At 61.1% G+C, this 19,867-nt stretch carries 20 protein-coding genes; 19 read left to right on the forward strand and 1 reads right to left on the reverse strand.

All coding sequences use genetic code 11. From position 1 onward, the window contains the following. The first annotated feature begins 4 nt into the window (after positions 1-4). The 5 genes from fliF to fliJ are packed head-to-tail and all read left to right on the forward strand — an operon-like array spanning position 5 to position 5,451. Positions 5-1,789 (forward strand): flagellar basal-body MS-ring/collar protein FliF, encoded by a 1,785-nt coding sequence (fliF, locus tag ACYAS9_RS05660; RefSeq protein WP_463567343.1) that lies wholly within the window; start codon positions 5-7, stop codon positions 1,787-1,789. Beyond that, positions 1,782-2,798: a flagellar motor switch protein FliG gene (fliG, locus tag ACYAS9_RS05665; protein WP_459745053.1), complete on the forward strand. Its 1,017-nt coding sequence runs from the start codon at positions 1,782-1,784 to the stop codon at positions 2,796-2,798. The genes fliF and fliG overlap by 8 nt, the downstream gene beginning before the upstream one ends. 15 nt (positions 2,799-2,813) lie before the next feature. After that, positions 2,814-3,647 carry a flagellar assembly protein FliH gene (fliH, locus tag ACYAS9_RS05670; RefSeq protein ID WP_463567344.1) on the forward strand — a complete coding sequence of 278 codons (834 nt, stop codon included), beginning with the start codon at positions 2,814-2,816 and terminating at the stop codon, positions 3,645-3,647. Next, positions 3,637-4,995, forward strand: a complete 1,359-nt coding sequence (fliI, locus tag ACYAS9_RS05675) for a flagellar protein export ATPase FliI (protein ID WP_463567345.1) — start codon at positions 3,637-3,639, stop codon at positions 4,993-4,995. Before fliH ends, fliI begins: the two co-directional genes overlap by 11 nt. A gap of 6 nt (positions 4,996-5,001) precedes the next feature. Further along, entirely contained in the window at positions 5,002-5,451 is a 450-nt protein-coding gene (gene fliJ, locus ACYAS9_RS05680; protein ID WP_463567346.1) for a flagellar export protein FliJ, read from the forward strand. 31 nt (positions 5,452-5,482) lie between these two features. Here fliJ and ACYAS9_RS05685 read toward each other — a convergent pair whose 3' ends face one another. Further along, the gene (locus ACYAS9_RS05685; protein ID WP_463567347.1) at positions 5,483-6,343 is read right to left on the reverse strand and encodes a class I SAM-dependent methyltransferase; all 861 of its coding nucleotides are present in this window, start codon (positions 6,341-6,343) and stop codon (positions 5,483-5,485) included. Between the two features lie 211 nt (positions 6,344-6,554). Here ACYAS9_RS05685 and ACYAS9_RS05690 point away from each other — a divergent pair, with 211 nt between their 5' ends. The 14 genes from ACYAS9_RS05690 to flhF all read left to right on the forward strand — a co-directional run bounded on the left by ACYAS9_RS05690 (position 6,555) and on the right by flhF (position 19,816). Then, positions 6,555-6,857: an STAS domain-containing protein gene (locus tag ACYAS9_RS05690; protein ID WP_463567348.1), complete on the forward strand. Its 303-nt coding sequence runs from the start codon at positions 6,555-6,557 to the stop codon at positions 6,855-6,857. 3 nt (positions 6,858-6,860) lie between these two features. Next, on the forward strand, positions 6,861-8,582 hold the full coding sequence (locus tag ACYAS9_RS05695) for an ATP-binding SpoIIE family protein phosphatase (RefSeq protein ID WP_463567349.1): 1,722 nt from the start codon (positions 6,861-6,863) through the stop codon (positions 8,580-8,582). Between the two features lie 66 nt (positions 8,583-8,648). Continuing rightward, positions 8,649-8,978, forward strand: coding sequence for an Hpt domain-containing protein (locus ACYAS9_RS05700; RefSeq protein WP_463567417.1), 330 nt, complete (start codon positions 8,649-8,651; stop codon positions 8,976-8,978). A 109-nt stretch (positions 8,979-9,087) separates the two neighbouring features. Next, positions 9,088-10,434 (forward strand): flagellar hook-length control protein FliK, encoded by a 1,347-nt coding sequence (locus ACYAS9_RS05705; RefSeq protein WP_463567350.1) that lies wholly within the window; start codon positions 9,088-9,090, stop codon positions 10,432-10,434. A 231-nt stretch (positions 10,435-10,665) separates the two neighbouring features. Then, positions 10,666-11,166, forward strand: coding sequence for a flagellar basal body-associated protein FliL (gene fliL, locus ACYAS9_RS05710; RefSeq protein ID WP_463567351.1), 501 nt, complete (start codon positions 10,666-10,668; stop codon positions 11,164-11,166). Between the two features lie 10 nt (positions 11,167-11,176). Further along, entirely contained in the window at positions 11,177-12,145 is a 969-nt protein-coding gene (gene fliM, locus ACYAS9_RS05715; protein ID WP_463567352.1) for a flagellar motor switch protein FliM, read from the forward strand. A gap of 59 nt (positions 12,146-12,204) precedes the next feature. Then, positions 12,205-12,669: a flagellar motor switch protein FliN gene (fliN, locus tag ACYAS9_RS05720; protein ID WP_463567353.1), complete on the forward strand. Its 465-nt coding sequence runs from the start codon at positions 12,205-12,207 to the stop codon at positions 12,667-12,669. Positions 12,670-12,699: 30 nt separating this feature from the next. Further along, complete coding sequence (fliO, locus tag ACYAS9_RS05725) at positions 12,700-13,125, forward strand: flagellar biosynthetic protein FliO (protein WP_463567418.1); 426 nt, start codon at positions 12,700-12,702, stop codon at positions 13,123-13,125. Continuing rightward, positions 13,125-13,877 (forward strand): flagellar type III secretion system pore protein FliP, encoded by a 753-nt coding sequence (gene fliP / locus ACYAS9_RS05730; RefSeq protein ID WP_463567354.1) that lies wholly within the window; start codon positions 13,125-13,127, stop codon positions 13,875-13,877. Before fliO ends, fliP begins: the two co-directional genes overlap by 1 nt. Positions 13,878-13,902: 25 nt before the next feature. Further along, positions 13,903-14,172, forward strand: a complete 270-nt coding sequence (gene fliQ, locus ACYAS9_RS05735; protein WP_463567355.1) for a flagellar biosynthesis protein FliQ — start codon at positions 13,903-13,905, stop codon at positions 14,170-14,172. Positions 14,173-14,178: 6 nt separating this feature from the next. After that, entirely contained in the window at positions 14,179-14,964 is a 786-nt protein-coding gene (gene fliR / locus ACYAS9_RS05740; protein ID WP_463567356.1) for a flagellar biosynthetic protein FliR, read from the forward strand. A gap of 1 nt (position 14,965) precedes the next feature. Beyond that, entirely contained in the window at positions 14,966-16,102 is a 1,137-nt protein-coding gene (flhB, locus tag ACYAS9_RS05745) for a flagellar biosynthesis protein FlhB (RefSeq protein WP_463567357.1), read from the forward strand. 247 nt (positions 16,103-16,349) lie between these two features. After that, positions 16,350-18,473, forward strand: a complete 2,124-nt coding sequence (gene flhA / locus ACYAS9_RS05750) for a flagellar biosynthesis protein FlhA (RefSeq protein ID WP_463567358.1) — start codon at positions 16,350-16,352, stop codon at positions 18,471-18,473. A gap of 11 nt (positions 18,474-18,484) precedes the next feature. Next, positions 18,485-19,816, forward strand: a complete 1,332-nt coding sequence (gene flhF / locus ACYAS9_RS05755) for a flagellar biosynthesis protein FlhF (RefSeq protein ID WP_463567359.1) — start codon at positions 18,485-18,487, stop codon at positions 19,814-19,816. Positions 19,817-19,867: the final 51 nt, after the last annotated feature.

Consider the following 19,867-nt stretch of genomic DNA (forward strand, 5'->3'; position numbering starts at 1 on the left):
ATTAATGGCAGACGCAGCAGCCGATCCCGTTCCGGCAAGACCGGGCGCTCCGGAGAATAAAAAGCCGTTGTTCGGCTTTGCCTTTCTGGAAAACCTCTCCGAGATGACCATGCTGCGTCAGGTCGGCCTTATGGTCGGTCTGGCGGCAAGCGTGGCGATCGGCTTTGCCGTGGTGTTGTGGTCGCAGCAACCCGACTATCGGCCGCTGTATGGCAGCCTGGCGGGTCTGGACAGCAAGCAGATCATGGACACCCTGGCGGCGGCCAATATTCCGTACACCGTCGAGCCCAACTCCGGCGCTTTGCTGGTCAAGGCCGACGATGTGCAGCGCGCACGCATTCAGCTGGCTCAGGCCGGCGTGTCGCAGAACAACACCGGCATCGGCTTCGAGATCCTCGACAAGGATCAGGGCCTGGGCACCAGCCAGTTCATGGAAGCTACCCGCTACCGGCGTGGCCTTGAAGGTGAGCTGGCACGGACCATTTCTTCGCTGAACAACGTCAAGGCGGCTCGCGTGCACCTGGCGATTCCGAAAAGCTCGGTGTTTGTGCGCGACGACCGCAAGCCCACCGCTTCGGTACTGGTCGAGTTGTACCCTGGCCGTTCGCTGGAGCCGGGCCAGGTGGCCGCGATCATCAATCTGGTGGCCACCAGCGTGCCGGAACTGACCAAGTCGCAGGTCACCGTGGTCGACCAGAAGGGCACGTTGCTGTCCGATCAGGGTGAAAACTCCGAGCTGACCGTGGCCGGCAAACAGTTCGAATACACCCGGCGCATGGAGACCATGCTGTCGCAGCGTGTGCAGAACATTCTGCAACCGGTGCTGGGCAACGACCGCTACAAGGCTGAAGTCTCGGCGATGGTCGACTTCAGTGCCGTCGAATCGACCGCTGAAAGCTTCAACCCCGACCAGCCGGCGCTGCGCAGCGAGCAGTCGGTCAACGAGCAGCGCTCCACCAGTTCTGGAACAGGCGGTGTGCCGGGTGCCTTGAGCAACCAGCCGCCGGGCCCTGCCACCGCACCGCAAGTCGCCGGTGGTGGTGCCGCCGGTGCCGCGCCTGCCATAGCGCCAGGCCAGCCGCTGCTGGATGCCAACGGTCAGCAGATCATGGACCCGGCCACCGGTCAGCCGGCGCTGGCGCCGTACCCGACCGACAAGCGCACGCAGTCGACCAAGAACTTCGAGCTCGACCGCTCAATCAGTCACACCAAGCAGCAGCAGGGCCGTCTGAGCCGGTTGTCGGTGGCGGTGGTGGTCGACGACATGGTCAAGACCAACCCGGCCAACGGCGAAGTGACCCGCGCGCCGTGGAGCACCACGGACCTGGCCCGCTTCACCCGTCTGGTACAGGATGCGGTGGGCTTCGATGCCAGCCGTGGCGACAGCGTCAGCGTGATCAACGTGCCGTTCTCGACCGAGCGTGGCGAGCTGATCCCGGACATTCCGTTCTACTCGCAGCCCTGGTTCTGGGACGTTCTCAAGCAGGCTGTGGGCGTGATCTTCATCCTGATTCTGGTGTTCGGTGTGTTGCGCCCGGTGCTCAACAACATCACCAACCCCAAGAGCAAGGAATTGGGCTTCGGCGGCGACGCCGAACTGGGCGGCATGGGTGGTCTGGACGGCGAACTGGGCAGCGACCGGGTCAGCCTGGGCGGTCCGCAAAGTATTCTGTTGCCAAGCCCTACCGAGGGCTATGACGCACAGCTGAACGCAATCAAGAGTCTGGTGGCCGAAGACCCGGGTCGTGTAGCCCAGGTCGTGAAAGAGTGGATTAACACCGATGAATGATCGAGCTGCCGCAATCAAACTGAGCAAGGTCGAAAAAGCGGCCGTGCTGCTGCTGTCGCTGGGCGAAACCGATGCGGCTCAAGTGCTGCGGCACATGGGTCCCAAAGAGGTCCAGCGCGTCGGTGTGGCCATGGCGCAAATGCGCAATGTGCACCGCGAGCAGGTCGAGCAGGTGATGAACGAGTTCGTCAACACCGTGGGCGACCAGACCAGCCTGGGCGTCGGCTCCGATGGCTACATCCGCAAGATGCTCACCCAGGCACTGGGCGAAGACAAGGCCAACGGCCTGATCGACCGCATCCTGCTGGGCGGCAACACCAGCGGTCTCGACAGCCTGAAGTGGATGGAGCCACGCGCCGTGGCCGACGTGATCCGTTACGAGCACCCGCAGATTCAGGCGATCGTGGTGGCGTACCTGGATGCCGACCAGGCCGGTGAAGTGCTGGGCCATTTCGATCACAAGGTGCGGCTCGACATCATCCTGCGGGTGTCCTCGCTGAACACCGTACAGCCGGCCGCGCTCAAGGAACTCAACCAGATTCTGGAGAAGCAGTTCTCCGGCAACGCCAACACCTCGCGGACCACGCTGGGCGGTATCAAGCGCGCGGCCGATATCATGAACTTCCTCGACAGCTCGATCGAAGGCACGCTCATGGACTCGATCCGCGAGGTCGACGAAGACCTGTCGGTGGCGATCGAAGACCTCATGTTCGTGTTCAACAACCTGGCCGATGTCGACGACCGCGGTATCCAGGCGCTGCTGCGCGAAGTGTCCTCGGACGTGCTGGTACTGGCGCTCAAGGGCTCGGACGAAGCGGTCAAGGAAAAAATCTTCAAGAACATGTCCAAGCGGGCCGCCGAACTGCTGCGCGACGATCTGGAGGCCAAGGGGCCGGTTCGGGTCAGCGATGTGGAAGCGGCACAGAAAGAAATTCTCACCATTGCCCGTCGTATGGCCGAGGCCGGCGAGATCGTGCTCGGTGGCAAGGGTGGCGAGGAAATGATCTAAGGATCCAGCCCACACATGTCCAGCTCCAATAAAGAAGCGCCCAGCGACCTGATTCGCGCCAGGGATATACGTGGGCTCGATGTCTGGGCGTTGCCCAGCTTCGACCCGTATGTGCCCGCGCCGCCGCCTGAACCGGTAGCCGAGCCGGAACCCGATCCGGACACGGTCGAAGAGGTGCCGCTGGAGGAAGTTCAGCCGATCACTCTGGAAGAGCTCGAAAGCATCCGTCAGGAAGCCTGGAACGAAGGCTTCGCCACTGGCGAGCGCGAGGGCTTTCACAGCACCCAGATCAAGGTCCGCCAGGAGGCGGAAGTCGCCCTCAAGGCGCGGCTCGACAGCCTGGAGCAGGTCATGCTGCAGTTGTTCGATCCGCTGGCCGAGCAGGACATGCAGATCGAAAAGTCGGTGGTCCATCTGGTCGAGCACATTGCCCGCCAGGTGATTCAGCGCGAGCTGCAGACCGACTCGCAGCGCATCGTCCATGTCCTGCGCGACTGCCTCAAGCTGCTGCCGATGGGCGCGAGCAACCTGCGCATCTTCGTCAACCCGCAGGATTTCGGCTCGATCAAGGCGCTGCGCGAGCGGCACGAAGAAACCTGGAAGATTTTCGAGGACGACGACCTGCTGCCCGGCGGTTGCCGCATCGAGACCGAACACAGCCGCATCGATGCCAGCATCGAGACACGCATCAGCCAGGCGATTACCCGCATGTATGACCAGATGCATGAACAAGTCGCACACCCGGCCGCTCCTGATCTGAGCCTGGAATTGCCTGAGGTCTCGGCGCCGCGTGCTGCTGCGCCGGTTGAAGAGTACAGCGCATCCGAAGAGTCCGGCGATGCGCCTTGATCGCCTGAGCTTCGGCAAGCGCCTCGGTGGCTATAGCGGTGCCATCGACCTGCCGACCCAGCCGGTGGTCGAAGGTCGCCTGCTGCGCATGGTTGGCCTGACCCTTGAAGCCGAAGGCTTGCGCGCTGCCATGGGCAGCCGTTGCGTGGTCATCAACGACGACAGTCATCACCCGATGCAGGTTGAAGCCGAGGTCATGGGCTTTTCCGGCGGCAAGGTCTTTCTGATGCCGGTCGGCAGCGTGGCCGGCATCGCGCCGGGTGCTCGCGTGGTGCCGTTGGCAGACACCGGCCGCCTGCCGATGGGCATGAGCATGCTGGGCCGGGTACTCGACGGTGCCGGCCGGCCGCTCGATGGTCGCCCGCCGATCAAGGCCGAAGACTGGGTGCCGATGGACGGCCCGACGATCAACCCGCTCAAGCGCGACCCGATCAGCCAGCCGCTGGATGTGGGGATTCGCTGCATCAACGGATTATTGACGGTCGGCCGTGGCCAGCGTCTGGGCCTGTTTGCCGGTACTGGCGTCGGCAAGAGTGTGCTGCTCGGCATGATGACGCGCTTTACCGAGGCGGACATCATCGTCGTCGGCCTGATCGGCGAGCGGGGCCGTGAGGTCAAGGAATTCATCGAACACATTCTCGGCGAAGAGGGCCTCAAGCGCTCTGTGGTGGTGGCATCGCCGGCCGACGATGCGCCGCTGATGCGTCTGCGCGCCGCGATGTACTGCACGCGCATCGCTGAATACTTCCGCGATTGCGGCAAGAACGTTCTGTTGCTGATGGACTCGCTGACCCGTTTTGCCCAGGCCCAGCGTGAAATCGCCCTGGCGATTGGCGAGCCGCCGGCGACCAAGGGTTATCCGCCCTCGGTCTTCGCCCGCCTGCCCAAACTGGTCGAGCGCGCCGGCAATGCCGAGGCCGGTGGCGGCTCGATCACCGCGTTCTACACGGTACTGTCCGAAGGCGATGATCAGCAGGACCCGATTGCCGACTCGGCTCGCGGCGTGCTCGACGGCCATATCGTGCTGTCGCGGCGGCTGGCCGAAGAAGGGCATTACCCGGCCATCGACATCGAAGCGTCGATCAGCCGGGTCATGCCTGCCGTGGTCAGTCCCGAACACATGACCCGCGCCCAGCACTTCAAGCAACTGTGGTCGCGCTACCAGCAAAGCCGCGACCTGATCAGCGTCGGTGCCTATGTGGCGGGCGGTGACCGCGAAACGGACCTTGCCATCTCGTTGCAACCGACGCTGGTGCGCTACCAGCGCCAGGGCCTGCGCGAAAACGTCAGCCTGCAGGGCAGCGGCGATGCACTGGCGGCGGTGTTCGGGCCCGCGCCGGGCGGGTGATGAGTCATGGCCAATAGTCGTGCGGCGCGCCTGGCGCCAGTGGTCGAGATGGCCGAAAAGGCCGAGCGCACGGCCGCCCAGCGCCTGGGCTATCTGCAAGGCCAGGTCAATCTGGCGCACAGCAAGCTGGAAGAACTCGATCAGTTTCGCCTCAACTATCAGCAGCAGTGGATCAATCGCGGCAGCCATGGCGTGTCGGGCCAGTGGCTGATGAACTACCAGCGCTTTCTCAACCAGCTCGAAACCGCCATCGGCCAGCAGCGCAAGAGCCTGGCCTGGCACCAGGTCAACCTCGACAAGGCCCGCGGCGCCTGGCAACAGGCCTACGCCCGGGTCGAAGGCTTGCGCAAGCTGGTGCAGCGCTATATGGACGAAGCCCGTCAGCTTGAAGACAAGCGCGAGCAAAAACTGCTGGATGAACTGTCCCAGCGTCTGCCTCGGCATGATTCATTCTAAAAAGTGTGCTACAGACTGTGCGACCAGCAGGTCATTCTTTCTGGCTGATGATGTAAATGATATCGCTCGGCAATATTTTTAGAACAGGTAAGGTAATGGCCACTACTGCCCAGATAAGCCATCGACTGAGGAAGCCTGATTTACCCGTGTAAGCGATACGTTCGTGAAGCCCGTCCAGGCTTAATGTTGGCAACGTGCCTTCGGTTTTTACCGTAAATTCATACTGGCTAATCAATTGAGTGAGGTTCACTCGATTGAAGTAATGAAGATGGGGGGAGGGGAGTCCTTTTTGCCATAAGCGTTCAAAAGGCCCGTGCAGGTGCAGGCGTGAAAACAAGGTCGAGAGTTTGTAAAAGATACCATCGCTACTCGGAAGATTCAGGACCAGTAGTCCGCCCTTGTTCAAGTGTTGATGGCATTTTTCAATAATATGTCCAGGGGCGGGAATGTGTTCAAACACGTCATTGAAGACAATGATGTCGAAGGTTTCCTCTGGGATCAGGGCTGTCGGGAAGTAGCCTTGACGGACGACCAGCCCCTTTTGACTTGCAACGTCGAAGATGGCCTGGTCGGGTTCTATGCCGCACACCTCGAAATCCTTGCGTGCCGACTCGAGAAACCAGCCATGGGCACACCCGACTTCGAGCAGGCGACCGCCTTGAGGTCGGTGAAGTTTGATCTGCTGCAGAAGGGTGGTGAAGTTTTTTGTACGAATGGCCCGTAATCCGGCTTCACGAGAGGCTTCATCAATCAGGGTGTTTGCAGCGCTGTTAATAACAGGTCGAAGGTCGACGCCTTCATAATGACAATTTTTGCACCTGAAGTGCCAAGGCTGATGTCCGGGTGAAAGCTGGGTCTGGCAGACGGGGCATTGGCTGTGTGCTGAGGGCATGGATGTTCTCTGTCCGAGTAAAGGTGATGTAACGACAGAGGGTATGAGTAGGGTTGTCTCATTCTCTTTGCATCCGTGGGGGGCATTAACAGGGGGTGTTGCTATTTAAGTTGGGTGATGCGCTTCCTGCAAGTTAATAGAGTAAAGCGGAGGCGACATTTTTCAGATGGTCTAGGCTGTGTCTTATCGGTGAGACATTACAGGAGGCCTTATGACCGTCACTTCCGAGCGTTCCCCGGATGGCCGACAGGTAACCCTGCTCGTTGAAGGGCGCTTCGATTTTGCATCCCATCAGGCGTTTCGCGCCGCTTACCAGAACCATCCTGCCGATCTCGATTATGTCGTCGATCTGCGCGGCACCCATTATCTGGACAGTTCGGCGTTAGGCATGTTGCTGTTGTTGCGCGACCATGCCGGCGGCGAAAAGGCGGTTGTGAAACTGGTCAACTGCACGCCGGATGTGATCAAGATCCTGACCATTTCCAACTTCTCCAAACTGTTTCAGGTCAGCTGAGTCTTGCAGGCAGACCCGCACAGCCTGCGCATTCTGATCGCGGACGACAGCCCCAGCGACCGCTTGCTGTTGTCGAGCCTGATCGCGCGGCAGGGGCATCAGGCGCTGATTGCCGCCAATGGCGCCGAGGCGCTTGAGCTGTACCGCATTCAACAGCCGCACCTGGTATTGATGGATGCGCTGATGCCGGTGATGGACGGCTTCGAGGCGGCGCGGCAAATCAAGCTGCTGGCCGGCGAGTCGCTGGTACCGATCATTTTCCTGACCTCCCTGACTGAAGGCGAAGCGCTGGCGCGTTGTCTGGATGCCGGTGGTGACGACTTCATCGCCAAGCCATTCAACCCGCTGGTACTGGCGGCCAAGATCAACGCCATGAACCGCCTGCGCCAGTTGCAGGAAACCGTGCTGCGCCAGCGCGACCAGTTGGCCAGTCATCGCGAGCACATGCTCAACGAGCAGCGGGTGGCCAAGGCAGTGTTTGACCAGGTGGCACACTCCGGTTGCCTGGATGCGCCGAATATCCGCTACCTGCAATCGCCGTATGCGCTGTTCAACGGTGACTTGATGCTGGCGGCCTGGGCGCCTGCCGGGCACATGTATGTGTTTCTCGGTGACTTCACCGGCCATGGCTTGCCGGCCGCGGTGGGGGCGATGCCGCTGGCCGAGGTGTTCTATGGCATGACTGCCAAGGGCTATGGCTTGCCGGAAATGCTGCGCGAGATGAATGCCAAGCTCAAGCGCATCCTGCCGGTGGGCATGTTCTGCTGCGCGACCTTGCTGTGCATCGACTTCAAGCAGCAGCAAGTCGAGATGTGGAATGGTGGCCTGCCTGACGGTTATCTGTTGCACGCCGGTGGCGGCTTCGAGCCGTTACCGTCACGGCACCTGCCGTTGGGCATATTGCCGGCCAGCGCCTTTGACGAGAGCACTGAAGTGTTGCCGCTGGCGCCGGGCGACCGGATCTTTCTGCTTTCCGACGGCGTGATGGACACCCGCGACGCTCAGGAGCGTCTGTTTGGGACGCGGCGGCTGTGCGAAGTGCTGGCGGCCAACCGTGAGCCTGCGCGGTTGATCGAAGAAATCCTTGAGGCGCTGAATGAATTCGGTGGCCGAGCGCGTGACGATGTCAGCATGCTGGAAATCAGTGCCTCGCTGCAGGACGGCGACAGTGTGCCGCCAGCGACCCGTTCGGAGGGCGGCCCGGCAAGCCCGCTGGACTGGTCGGCAAACTTCGAGTTTCGTGCCTCGACGCTGAAGACCTTCAACCCCTTGCCCTACATTCTCCAGCTGTTGCTGGAGGTGCACGGGCTGCGCGATCAGAGCGGGGCGCTTTATAGCGTTCTGGCCGAGCTATACAGCAATGCGCTGGAACATGGGGTGCTGGGCCTCGATTCACGCCTGAAACAGGATGCGTCCGGATTTGCCCGCTATTATCAAGAGCGTACCCAGCGCCTTGAGCAGTTGCAGAGCGGCTTTATCAATCTGCAACTGCAAGTTCGCGCCAGTGCCGAAGGCGGCGTGTTGATCATCAATATGCAGGACAGCGGCAAAGGTTTTGACGTACAGGATGTGTTGACCCGCGCCCCTTCGGTCGACGGGTTATGTGGTCGTGGTCTCAGGCTGGTCCGTTCGCTGTGCAGTGAAGCGAACTGGTCGGACAATGGTCGGGCGGTTTGCGTGGAGTTTTCATGGGGGGTAGTGGCATACTTGCCCCCGGTTTCTTGATCAAGGAGTGAGCAAGTGGCGGCCGTTCATGTGGATTACAGTGTGTTGACGACCTTGCAAGAGGTCATGGAAGACGAATACCTGACGCTGATCGATGTCTTTCTCAAGGACTCGGACCTGCGTATGGCCCTGTTGCGCCAGAGCGTACACGCGACTCGCGTGGGTGGCACCTCGCTGGACCTGGTCGAGCTTGGGCTGGCAGCCCACAGCTTCAAGGGCAGCAGCAGCAATATGGGCGCGGTGCGGTTGTCGGACCTGTGCCGTCAGCTTGAAGACCAGACCCGCCGCCAGGCGGTCGAAGGCCTGGAAGACCTGGTTCGCTCGATCGACATCGAGTACCTGACCATCCGCCGGTTATTCGACGCCGAGCGCCAGACCTTCATCGGACAAACCTGATCGACCGCTGTTGCAGCCCGGGCACCGTGCGCACCGTTTACGTCGATGTGTGAGATGGCCCGCATCTTGCTGGTGCAATGTCATTGTGCTGTCTGATGCGGAGATTCGAATGTCCCTTGCCCCCAATGTATTACTCCAGACCAATGCGGCGACCACGGCCAAGTCCAGTGCCGCCAGCCATTTGTCCAAGTCTGCTGAGATCGGCAAGGACGGCGCTTCCGGCTTCTCCAAGGTGTTCAATCGCGAATCCCGCGAAGCGCCCAAGGCCGAGCGCGATGTGCAGCCCAACGCGGCTCGCGACAAAAGCGTAGCGGACAAAAGCAAATCGGTGGCCGGCAAGGACAAGCCTGACCAGGCGCCAGAGGTTGCCGATGACAAGTCCTCGGTTGCCGAAAGCGGCAATGACTTGCCTGCCGACAAGGTGGTGCAGGCAAACGATCAGGATCATTCGGCTGACAAGGGCGACGACAGCGCCGCACAGAACAGCGCCGGCAGCACCGTCGATCAGGCCGGCCAGGCGCTGGTCGCCAATGCGCAGGCGGGGCAGGTGCCATTGGTGCCTTTGACCGTGCCGCCGGCAAGTGCCGCTACCGATGCGGCCGTCGACGAAGCATTCGACCCTGAAGCCGACGCGCTCGAAGGTTTGCATGCCTTGCAGTTTGCGCTGGAAAGCGCCACCGGCCGCAGCCGCACGCCTGCGGCGCCGGCGACTCAGGCGTCCACCGCTCAGAACGGCGCGCTGGTCGATGGTGAAGTGGCGGATGCGCAGAACATCGTCAATAACCTGGCGAGCCTGCAAGGCGATCAGGACCTGGGCGAGGGCGGCTCTGAAGGGAGCGAGAAATCGCTGGCCGGCCTGCTGGACGACGGATTGAAAGATGTCAAAGCCGCCGCCGGCGATACGCGGGTGGATAATTTTGCCGAGCGCCTGGCAGCGTTGAGCCAGGCCGCGCAACCCGCCCGCACTGCAGCCGTGACTACGCCGGTGATCAACCAGCCACTGGCCATGCATCAGAGCGGCTGGAGCGAAGGCATCGTCGAGCGCGTGATGTACCTCTCGAGCCAGAACCTAAAATCGGCAGAAATCAAACTGGAACCGGCCGAACTGGGCCGCCTGGACATTCGCGTCAATATGGCGCCGGACCAGCAGACCCAGGTGACATTCGTCAGCGCGCACCTCGGTGTGCGTGATGCACTTGAAAGCCAGATGATTCGCCTGCGCGAGTCGTTCCAGCAGCAGGGCCTGGGCCAGGTTGACGTCAATGTCTCCGACCAGTCGCAACAACAGGCTCAGCAACAAGCCCAGGAACAGGCCAGCCGTGCCCAGCGTGGCAGCTCACGCAGCGATTCAGGCATCAGTGACGGACTTGAAAGCAACAGCACCGAACCTGCCGTCGCCACCAGCCAGCCGGTTCAGCGGGTCATCGGCAGCAGCGAGATCGATTACTACGCCTGACCCCGTGTGTATCGAACCCCTGATCTGCACCCCCGTAGGAGCGCGCTCGCCCGCGACCGAGTGCGCTAGCGCTCGCAAAATTTCGGAAACGCCAAAATTTACGACTGCTAACGCAGCCGGTCGCGGGCAGGGCGCGCTCCTGCACCCGCCAATGTGTTCCAATCTGGCATAACCTTTGCTCGGCCTCTGTCACGTAACAGTGAACCCCCTGAATAGTGACGGATTATTGGCATGGCGCAGACCGAAGCAGTCAAAGAGCCCGGCTCGAAAAAGAAACTCAAGCTCATCATCCTCGGTGTCGTGGGCTTGATCCTGGCCATCGGTTTGTCGGTGGGCGCCACCTGGTTCTTGATGCACAAGTCCGAGCCCAAGCCGGACCCGGCCGCCGCTGCCGCGCAGGCCAATACCAAACAGCCCGCCGTGTTCGAGGCCATGACGCCTGCGTTCGTGGTCAACTTCAATGTCAACGGCCGCCAGCGCTACATGCAGGTGAGCATTACCATGCTGGCACGCAGTGCCGCCGACATGGAGGCCTTGAAAGTCCACATGCCGACCATTCGCAATAATCTGGTGCTGCTGTTTGCCGGCATCCCCTTCGATTCGCTGACCACGCCGGTGGGCATGGAAATGCTGCGCCAGAAGGCGACGGCCAGCATTCAGGAAGTGGCCCAGAAAGAACTCGGCAAGACGGTCATCGAGCAGTTGCTCTTCACTAACTTCGTATTGCAGTAGGATCCACGACATGGCCGTGCAAGACCTGCTGTCCCAGGATGAGATCGATGCGCTGCTGCATGGCGTGGACGATGGCATGGTCGAGACCGACAACGTTGCCGAACCCGGCACCGTCAAGACCTACGACCTGACAAGCCAGGACCGGATCGTCCGCGGACGCATGCCGACGCTGGAAATGATCAACGAGCGGTTCGCCCGCTACACCCGCATCAGCATGTTCAACCTGCTGCGCCGCTCGGCGGATGTGGCGGTGGGCGGCGTGCAGGTAATGAAGTTCGGCGAGTACGTGCATTCGCTGTACGTCCCGACCAGCCTCAACCTGGCCAAGATCAAGCCGCTGCGCGGCACCGCGTTGTTCATTCTTGACGCCAAGCTGGTGTTCAAGCTGGTGGACAACTTTTTTGGCGGCGACGGACGTCACGCCAAGATTGAAGGGCGTGAATTTACCCCGACCGAATTGCGCGTCGTGCGCATGGTGCTGGACCAGGCTTTCGTCGACTTGAAGGAAGCCTGGCAGGCGATCATGGAAGTCAATTTCGAGTACATCAACTCGGAAGTGAACCCGGCCATGGCCAACATCGTCGGCCCCAGCGAAGCCGTGGTGATTTCCACCTTCCACATCGAACTCGATGGCGGCGGCGGCGACCTGCACGTGACCATGCCGTACTCGATGATCGAGCCGATCCGCGAAATGCTCGACGCCGGTTTCCAGTCCGATCTCGACGATCAGGACGAGCGCTGGGTCAAGGCGCTCAAGGAAGACGTGCTCGACGTCTCGGTGCCGGTCACCACCACGGTTGCCAATCGTCAATTGCTGCTGCGCGACATTCTGCACATGCAGCCTGGCGATGTGATTCCGGTGGATCTGGACGAAAACCTGGTGATGCGCGCCAATGGCGTGCCTTCGTTCAAGGTCAAGCTTGGCTCGCACAAGGGCAACCTGGCCTTGCAGATTATCGAACCCATAGAACGGCGCTGATCGGCACGGTCGCGCTTGACCAAATTGCGTAATTGAAGACTGCCCGCAGAGGACAACCGATGGCTGATAACAACGAAATGACGTCTGCTGAAGATCAGGCGCTGGCCGATGAGTGGGCTGCTGCATTGGGCGAAGCCGGCGATGGCCAGGCGGACATCGATGCCTTGCTGGCCGCCGATGCCGCCCGCAAGCCAAGTTCCAACCGTATGGCCATGGAAGAGTTTGGCGGCGTGCCGAAAAACTCGGCGCAAGTGACCCTGGACGGTCCCAACCTGGATGTGATCCTGGACATTCCGGTGTCGATTTCCATGGAAGTCGGCAGCACCGATATCAGCATTCGCAACCTGCTGCAGCTCAACCAGGGTTCGGTGATCGAGCTGGACCGTCTGGCCGGCGAGCCGCTCGACGTGCTGGTCAACGGCACCCTGATCGCCCATGGCGAGGTGGTGGTTGTCAACGAGAAGTTCGGTATTCGTCTGACGGACGTCATCAGCCCGAGCGAACGTATCAAGAAGCTGCGCTAAGTGAAGCGTTTGCTCTGTGCGGTGTGGCTCATGCCGTTGATGGCGGTTGCCAGCGAACCGGTCGCGTCGGGGGCGACGGCGGCAGCGCCTGTGGCCCAGGTCGGCAGTGCGCTGTCGGGCGGCATGGGCGGGCAGTTGCTGCAGCTGGTGTTGGGCCTGCTGCTGGTGATCGGCCTGATCTTTCTGCTTGCCTGGGTGACGCGCAAGGTTCAGGGCGGTGGCCTGGGCAATCAACAGGTCATCGAGCTGGTCGGTTCGCGTGCCCTCGGGCCGCGTGACCGGCTGGTGCTGGTGCAGATCGGCAAGGAACAGATTCTGTTGGGCGTGACGCCTGGGCGTATCACGCCGTTGCATGTGCTCAACGAGGCGGTGGACGTCCCTGTCCGCCAGCCGGCTACGCCGGAATTCGCCCAGCGCCTGCTGGAGTTGATGGGCAAGGATAAGGACAAGACGTAATGGCCATGCTGCGTTTGCTGATAGTGCTGCTGTTGGGGATGGCGGCGCCACTGGCGCTGGCGGCCGACCCGTTGTCGATCCCGGCGATTACCCTGTCCAATGGTGCCAACGGCCAGCAGGAATACTCGGTCAGCCTGCAGATCCTGATGATCATGACGGCGCTGAGCTTCATTCCGGCGTTCGTCATCCTGATGACCAGCTTTACCCGCATCATCGTGGTCTTCTCGATTCTGCGTCAGGCGCTGGGCCTGCAACAGACGCCGTCCAACCAGGTGTTGATCGGCATGACCCTGTTCCTGACCATGTTCATCATGACCCCGGTCTACGAGCGGGTGAACCGCGACGCCTTGCAGCCTTATCTGGCCGAAACCATGAGCGCCCAGGATGCCCTGGTCAAAGCGCAAGTGCCGGTCAAGGATTTCATGCTGGCGCAGACCCGCACCAGTGACCTTGAGCTGTTCATGCGCCTGTCCAAGCGCACCGACATCCAGACTCCTGAAGCCGCGCCGTTGACTATCATCGTGCCGGCCTTCGTGATCTCCGAACTCAAGACCGCCTTCCAGATCGGCTTCATGATCTTCATTCCGTTCCTGATCATCGACATGGTGGTGGCCAGTGTGCTGATGGCCATGGGTATGATGATGCTCTCGCCACTGATCATCTCGCTGCCGTTCAAGATCATGCTGTTCGTGCTGGTCGACGGCTGGGCGCTGATCGTCGGGACGTTGGCCGGCAGTTTCGGTGGTGTATGAGTCACGTTGACGAGGAGCCTGTCCGATGACCCCTGAAGTTGCGGTCGACCTGTTCCGTGAGGCGCTGTGGCTGACCACCGTGCTGGTCGCGATCCTGGTGGTGCCGAGCCTGATCTGCGGCCTGATCGTGGCCATGTTTCAGGCGGCTACACAGATCAACGAACAGACCTTGAGCTTTCTGCCGCGCCTGATCGTCATGCTTTTGACGTTGATCGTCGCCGGCCCCTGGCTGCTGAGCGTGTTCATGGACTACGTGCTGAATCTGTACAACAGCATCCCGACCTTGATCGGCTAGCGGCGCATGGAGCCGATGCTCGCCCTGACCGATACCCAGATCAGTACCTGGGTGGCCAGCTTCATGTTGCCGATGTTTCGCATCGTCGCCGTGTTGATGACCATGCCGATCATTGGTACCACGCTGGTGCCGCGCCGGGTGCGCTTGTACTTTGCCTTTGCGATCACCATTGTCGTCGCCCCGGTGCTGCCGCCGATGCCGGCGGTGCAGGCGCTGGACCTCAGTGCCCTGTTGCTGATTGGCGAGCAGATCATCATCGGCGTCGGCATGGGCCTGTCGTTGCAGTTGTTCTTCCACATATTTGTCGTGGCCGGGCAGATCATTGCCACGCAGATGGGCATGGGCTTCGCCTCGATGGTCGACCCCACCAACGGCGTGTCATCGGCGGTGGTCGGGCAGTTTTTCACCATGCTGGTGACCCTGATGTTTCTGGGCATGAACGGCCATCTGGTGGTGCTTGAGGTGCTGGTCGAAAGCTTCACCACGCTGCCGGTGGGCGGCGGGGTGCCGGTGGGCAATTTCTGGACCCTGGCTAACGGCCTGGGCTGGGTGATGGGCTCGGGCTTGCGCCTGGTGCTGCCGGCGGTGACTGCCTTGCTGATCATCAACATCGCGTTCGGCATCATGACCCGCGCCGCGCCGCAACTGAACATCTTCTCCATCGGTTTTCCGTTGACCCTGGTGCTGGGCATGGTGATCCTGTGGATGAGCATGGCCGATATCCTCAGTCAGTATCAGCCGATGGCGGTCGAGGCCTTGCAGCAAATACGAGATCTGGTGAGGGCCCGCTGAGATGGCAGAAAGCGAGAGCGGTCAGGACAAAACAGAAGAACCCACGGAGAAAAAGGTCCGCGACAGTCGGGCCGAGGGCCAGGTTGCGCGCTCCAAAGAGCTCACCACGCTGGTGGTGATGATGATGGGCGCGGTAGGGCTGCTGATGTTCGGCGGCGGCGTGGCGCAGATGCTCGCCGAAGCGATGCGCGAGAATTTCTCGATCACCCGCGAAATGCTCATGGACCCGATGTGGATGGGGCGCATGCTGCTCAAGACCGGGCAGACCGCCATGATCGTCGTGCTGCCGTTCATGATCGCCATGCTGGTGGCCGCGTTTGTCGGCCCGATCATGCTGGGTGGCTGGTTGTTCGCCACCAAGTCGCTGATGCCCAAGTTCAGCCGCATGAACCCGTTGTCCGGGGTCAAGCGCATGTTCTCGGTCAACTCGATCGTCGAGTTGCTCAAGGCATTTGCCAAGTTTCTGGTGGTGCTGGCCGTGGCGTTGGTGGTCATCAAGAAAGACCGCAACGACCTGATTGCCATCTCCCACGAGCCGCTGGAAATGGCGATCATCCACAGCCTGCAACTGGTGGGCTGGAGCACGCTGTGGATTGTCTGCGGGCTGATACTGATCGCTGCGGTCGATGTGCCGGTTCAGCTGTATCAGGCGCACAAGAAGCTGCTGATGACCAAGCAGGAAGTGCGCGACGAGCACAAGAACAGCGAGGGTAACCCACAGGTCAAGCAACGCATCCGGCAGTTGCAGCACGACATGGCCAACCGGCGCATGATGGCCGCGATTCCCGAGGCCGATGTCATCATTACCAACCCGACCCACTTTGCCGTGGCGCTCAAGTACGACCCCGAAAACGGCGGGGCACCGAAACTGCTCGCCAAAGGCCTGGACCTGATCGCCCTGAAAATCCGCGAGATCGGTGCCCACAACCAGATCATGATCCTCGAATCCCCGGCGCTGGCGCGCTCGATCTACTACAGCACCGAGCTTGAGGAAGAGATTCCTGCCGGCCTGTATATGGCTGTCGCCCAGGTGCTGGCCTATGTCTACCAGATCCGCCAGTTCCAGGCCGGCCGCGGCAAACGCCCGACCCCGCTGGGCGACATCAGCATCCCCCCCGATTTGCGTCGCGACGAATAACCCGTAGGAGCGCGCTTGCCCGCGACCGAGTGCGTAGCGCTCGCAAATTCTATGAAACGCTGAAAATTTACGGCTGTTAACGCACTCGGAAATTCTATGAAACGCTGAAAATTTACGACTGCTAACGCAGCCGGTCGCGGGCAAGCGCGCTCCTACAGGGTGTTGTGCTGAGTTGGACAGCTTTTTGCAGTAGGTCGATTCAGGACGCTGATGGCGTCAAAGTTTTGGTCTATGCGGTGGGGCATCAGTGGATCGATCTCAGTTAGTCAGCGGCGCACGCAATCTGGGCCGCAATCACAGTCAACTGGCAGTGCCGATCCTGTTGCTGGCGTTGCTGGCGATGATGATGCTGCCCATCCCGCCATTTTTGCTGGATGTGTTCTTTACCTTCAACATCGCCTTGTCGATCGTGGTCCTGCTGGTCTGCGTGTATGCGCTGCGGCCGCTGGATTTCTCGGTGTTTCCGACCATCCTGCTGGTGGCCACGCTGCTGCGCCTGGCGTTGAACGTGGCCTCGACCCGTGTGGTCATGCTTCACGGCCAGGACGGTCACGACGCGGCGGGCAAGGTGATCCAGGCCTTCGGTGAAGTCGTCATCGGTGGTAACTACGTGGTCGGTATCGTGGTTTTCGCGATCCTGATGATCATCAACTTCGTGGTGATCACCAAGGGCGCCGGGCGGATCTCCGAGGTCAGCGCGCGGTTTACCCTCGATGCGATGCCCGGTAAACAGATGGCCATCGACGCCGACCTCAATGCCGGTCTGATCGATCAGAACCAGGCCAAGGTCCGCCGTGCCGAAGTCGCCGCCGAGGCGGAGTTCTACGGTTCGATGGACGGTGCCAGCAAATTCGTGCGCGGCGACGCCATCGCCGGCCTGTTGATTCTGTTTATCAACCTGATCGGCGGCATGCTGGTCGGCATGCTCCAGCACGGCATGACCTTCGCCGATGCCGGGCGTATTTATACGCTGCTGGCGATCGGTGACGGTTTGGTGGCGCAATTGCCATCACTGCTGTTGTCCACCGCTGCCGCGATCATGGTGACCCGTGCTTCCGGTTCGGAAGAAATGGGCAAAATGATCAACCGCCAGATGTTTACGTCCTACAAGGCTTTGGGCGTTTCGGGCGCGATCATGATCGTCATGGGCCTGGTGCCGGGCATGCCGCACTTCGCCTTTATCGGTCTGGGCCTTGCCGCTTCCGGCGCCGCCTATTGGCTGTGGCGTCGTGACCAGCAGAACAAGATCGTGGCCCTGGCCGAGGTGCAGCGCCAGCAAGAGATGCTGCCGCCGCCAGGCCGTGTGCAGGATTCCAAAGAGCTGGGCTGGGACGACGTGACGCCGGTCGACATCATCGGTCTGGAAGTCGGCTATCGCCTGATTCCGCTGGTGGACCGCAACCAGGGCGGGCAACTGCTGGCGCGGATCAAGGGCGTACGCAAGAAGCTCTCGCAGGAGCTGGGCTTTCTGATGCCCACCGTGCACATCCGCGACAACCTTGACCTGGCGCCCAGCGCCTATCGTTTGACGCTGATGGGCGTGATCCTGGCCGAGGCCGAGATTTACCCGGACCGTGAGCTGGCGATCAACCCGGGTCAGGTTTACGGCACCCTCAACGGTATCAGCGCCCGTGACCCGGCCTTTGGCCTGGAAGCGGTGTGGATCGAAATCAGCCAGCGCAGCCAGGCGCAGTCGCTGGGCTACACCGTGGTCGATGCCAGTACCGTGGTCGCCACGCACCTCAACCAGATTCTGTACAAGCATTCGCATGAGCTGATCGGCCACGAAGAAGTCCAGCAATTGATGCAATTGCTGGCCAAGAGCTCGCCGAAACTGGCCGAAGAACTGGTGCCGGGTGTGCTGTCGCTGTCGGGCCTGCTTAACGTGTTGCAGGCCTTGCTGACCGAGCATGTGCCGGTGCGCGACATTCGCACCATTGCCGAGGCCATCGCCAACAATGCTTCAAGGAGTCAAGATACCGCCGCTTTGGTGGCGGCGGTACGTGTCGCGCTGAGCCGCGCAATCGTGCAAAGCATTGTAGGAATTGAGTCTGAGCTGCCTGTTATCACGCTTGAGCCAAGGTTGGAACAGATCTTGCTCAATAGTCTGCAGAAGGCCGGTCAGGGTCAGGAAGAAGGCGTTCTTCTTGAACCGAGCATGGCCGAGAAGCTCCAGCGTTCGTTGATCGAAGCCGCCCAGCGTCAGGAAATGCAAGGGTCGGCTGTGATTCTGCTGGTAGCAGGCCCCATCCGGGCCATGTTGTCGAGGTTTGGACGGTTGGCTGTACCGAACATGCATGTTCTGGCGTACCAGGAAATTCCGGACAACAAGCAAGTCACCATCGTAGCGACTGTCGGGCCCAACGGCTGAGGTAGTGAGTCATGCAAGTTAAGCGATTTTTCGCCGCCGATATGCGTCAAGCCATGAAACTGGTTCGCGATGAGCTGGGCGCCGAGGCGGCCATCATCGGTAACCGGCGCATTGCCGGTGGCGTCGAGCTGACTGCTGCCCTGGATTACAAGTTGTCCGCCCTGGCGCCGCGCGTGCCGAACATGGAACTTGAAGACGAGCTGCGCAAGACCCAGTCGCGCATCGTCTCTGCACAAGCCGAACTTGAAAATCGCACCGACAACGATGCGAACAACAACCTTCAGCTGTTTTCCGGCTTGCCGCTCAGCGCTGCCGACACGCACATCGAACCGACCCTCGAAGAGCCGCCACGGCCTGCTGCGCCACCGCCTTCATCGGCCAGCAGCGAAGCCGCCATCGGCCAGCGCGTGTTCGAGTCGATGTGCTCGGAGCTCAATGGCCTGCGCGAGCTGCTTGAAGTGCAGCTCGGCTCGCTGGCCTGGAACCAGTTGCAGGGCGCCCGCCCGCAGCAGGCCAACCTGTGGCGCCGTCTGCAGCGCATCGGCCTGTCGGGCCCGCTGTCACGCGACCTGCTGGGCATGATCCCGGACATCGAAGACCCCAAGCAGGCCTGGCGCATGCTGTTGGCGTACCTGGCGCGGATGATCAATGTGCCGGAAATCGAGCCGCTGGAAGAGGGCGGTGTCATCGCCATGGTCGGCCCTGCCGGCATGGGCAAGACCACCACGCTGGCCAAACTGGCCGCGCGTTACGTGCTCAAGTACGGCTCGCAGAACATCGCGCTGGTGAGCATGGACAGTTTTCGTATTGGCGCCCAGGAGCAGCTCAAGACCCTGGGGCGGATTCTCAATGTGCCGGTGACCCACGTCGACCCGGGCCAGTCGCTGGCCCAGGCGCTGGAGCCGTTGATTCGCAAGCGCGTCGTGCTGATCGACACCGCAGGCCTGCAAGCCAGCGACCCGGCACTGCGTCTGCAACTGGAAAGCCTGGCCGGGCGGGGTATTCGCTCGCGCAACTATCTGGTGCTGGGTACTACCAGCCAGAAACAGGTGCTGACCGCGGCCTATCACAGCTACAAACGCTGTGGCCTGGCCGGCTGCATCCTGACCAAACTGGATGAAACCGCAAGCCTTGGCGAAGTGCTGAGCCTTGCGATCGGTCATGAATTGCCAGTGGCTTATCTGACCGATGGGCCACGTATTCCTGATGATCTGCATCTGCCGCGTCGTCACCAGCTGGTGAGCCGTGCGGTCAGTGTGCAGATGCAGGATGAGCCGAGCGAAGAGGCCATGGCGGATATGTTCGCCGACCTGTATCACACCCCCGGCAAGCAAGTGGGGTAAATGATGGAAACGATTGGAAAGTCCCTGCATCTCTGGTCTGCCAGGCATTGT

The organism is Pseudomonas sp. HP_08 (assembly GCF_055284095.1).